A 2,109-nucleotide genomic window follows, 5' to 3' on the forward strand; every position below is an offset into this window, starting at 1 on the left:
GCGATCGAGCGGGCCCGGCCCGCTCGACCGCAACGTCTGATCGCAGCGTTCGGGAGGGGCCCAGCGGGCCCCTCCTTTCATCTGGTGGACGCGGCGAGGGTCCGGGTCCGGCCGGTGGGCGGCGCGGGTAGCGTCAGAGGGCATGACGGTCGTGCATCCGATCGCCCGGGCCTGGATCACCACTGGCGGCACCGGCGCGCAGAACTACGACGAGTTCGCCGACGACGCGGAGATCACCGCGATCATAGAGGCGAACCCGCACAGTGCCCTCGGCATCGAGATGCCCCACCGGGCGCCGGAGAGCCTCGGCAAGTCCTTCCTCGACGCGCTGCCGGACGCGGTGGCCCGCCTCGCCGAGGCCAAGGCGGACGGCAGTTACACCCCGGCCGAGCAGGTCGTGGTGCTCTACCGGATCACCGCGCCGGGCGAGGAGCCCGCGTACGGGCTGTTCGCCATGGTGGACACCGACCAGATCTCCACCCGGGCCGACGAGCCCGGCCTGGTGATCCGCAACGAGGACGTCTTCATCGCCAAGGTCCGGGAGCGGGTCGCCCTGGCCGAGGCGCTCGGGCACCTGCTCTCGCCCGTACTCCTGCTCCAGACGGGCCGGGGCGACGAGCTGCACGCCGCGCTGGCGGCGGCCACCGAGACGGCCGGCGCGCCCGCCGCGACCGACGTCGACCAGGCCGGCCGGACGCACGCCATCTGGCTGCTCGGCCCCGGGCCCGAGCAGGACGAGCTGACCGCGCTGGCCGCCGGCGGCGAGCTGGTGGTGGCCGACGGCAACCACCGCAGCCTGGCCGCCCAGACCCGTGGGCTGCCGCGCTTCCTCTCGGTCATCACCACGCCGGCCTCGGTCGCCATCCAGCCCTACAACCGGCTGGTCAGCGAGCTGACCACCACGCCGGCGGAGCTGCTCGACCGGCTCCGGGCCGCCGGCGCGCAGCTCAGCCCCATCGACGGCCCGGTCGAGGTGCCGGCGGCCGGCGGCACCGTGCACCTCTACCTCGCCGGCCAGGGGTACGCGGTCACCCTGCCGCACGTCGACGGCGGCCGGCTGGAGAACCTGGACCACGCCCTGGTCGAGCGGCTGGTGCTGCGCGACGCGCTCGGCCTCGATCCGGGCGACAAGCGGATCACCTACGTCGGCGGTGACTACCCGGCGAGCTGGCTCACCGGCGAGGTCGACGCGGGCCGGGCCGAGCTGGCGATCCTGATCGCCCCGGTGACCGTGGACGACTTCGTCGCGGTGAACCTGGCCCGGGAGAAGATGCCCCGCAAGAGCACCTGGTTCACCCCGAAGGCGCGCGGCGGCCTGGTAGTCGCCGAGCTGTCCCACTGAGCTGTGACGAATCCGCCTCCGTGTCGCCGCCCGCGCGGCGGCACGGAAACGGGCCTGACAGACTCCCGGTATGCGCGTCTACCTGGGTTCCGATCACGCCGGTTTCGAGCTGAAGGTGCACCTGGCCAACCACCTGGCCAAGCAGGGCTACGAGGTGGTCGACGTCGGCCCGCACGCCTTCGACCCGGACGACGACTACCCGGCGTTCTGCCTGCACACCGGTGACCGGGTGGTCAACGACCCGGGCAGCCTCGGGGTGGTCATCGGCGGATCCGGCAACGGCGAGCAGATCGCCGCCAACAAGATCGCCGGGGTTCGCGCGGCCCTGGCCTGGAACATCGACACCGCCCAGCTGGCCCGGGAGCACAACGACGCCAACATCGTCGCGGTCGGCGCCCGGCAGCACACGCTGGACGAGGCGACCGCCATGGTCGAGGCGTTCCTGACCACGCCGTTCTCGGGCAACCCCCGGCACTCCCGCCGCATCGCCCAGGTCGCGGCCTACGAGGAGACCCGCCAGCTTCCCGACCTTCCCGCCTGACCGCGCGTCGCCTCGACGGATCCGGCCCCTACGGGGGCCGTTTCCCGTCCCGGCCCGGGAGCTCAGCGGCCGGAGCGGGGGAGGTCCTCCCGGGGGACCCAGTTGCGGCGGACGATCACCACCCGGGCCTCCGCCTCGGCCAGGTCCGCCTCGGTGGGGCGGGAGGCGTCCCGGGCCCGCATCGCGGCGGGCACGGCAACCTGGGAGGAGCCGGACCCGACCAGGC

Annotated in this window: 2 protein-coding genes; both read left to right on the forward strand. The window is 73.8% G+C overall.

The window, feature by feature from the left end; translation table 11 throughout:
- Window positions 1–142 precede the first annotated feature (142 nt).
- Window positions 143–1,342 carry a DUF1015 family protein gene (locus tag DKL51_RS31475; RefSeq protein WP_109946951.1) on the forward strand — a complete coding sequence of 400 codons (1,200 nt, stop codon included), beginning with the start codon at window positions 143–145 and terminating at the stop codon, window positions 1,340–1,342.
- Window positions 1,343–1,412: 70 nt separating this feature from the next.
- Window positions 1,413–1,883 (forward strand): ribose-5-phosphate isomerase, encoded by a 471-nt coding sequence (locus DKL51_RS31480; RefSeq protein ID WP_109946952.1) that lies wholly within the window; start codon window positions 1,413–1,415, stop codon window positions 1,881–1,883.
- Window positions 1,884–2,109: the final 226 nt, after the last annotated feature.

The organism is Micromonospora globispora (genome assembly GCF_003857015.1).
In the GTDB taxonomy this organism is placed as follows: domain Bacteria; phylum Actinomycetota; class Actinomycetes; order Mycobacteriales; family Micromonosporaceae; genus Micromonospora; species Micromonospora globispora.

Coding starts and splice junctions, on each gene's coding strand:
- DKL51_RS31480 (WP_109946952.1), top strand. CDS start 1,413: ATGCGCGTCTACCTGGGTTCCGATCACGCCGGTTTCGAGCTGAAGGTG.
- DKL51_RS31475 (WP_109946951.1), top strand. CDS start 143: ATGACGGTCGTGCATCCGATCGCCCGGGCCTGGATCACCACTGGCGGC.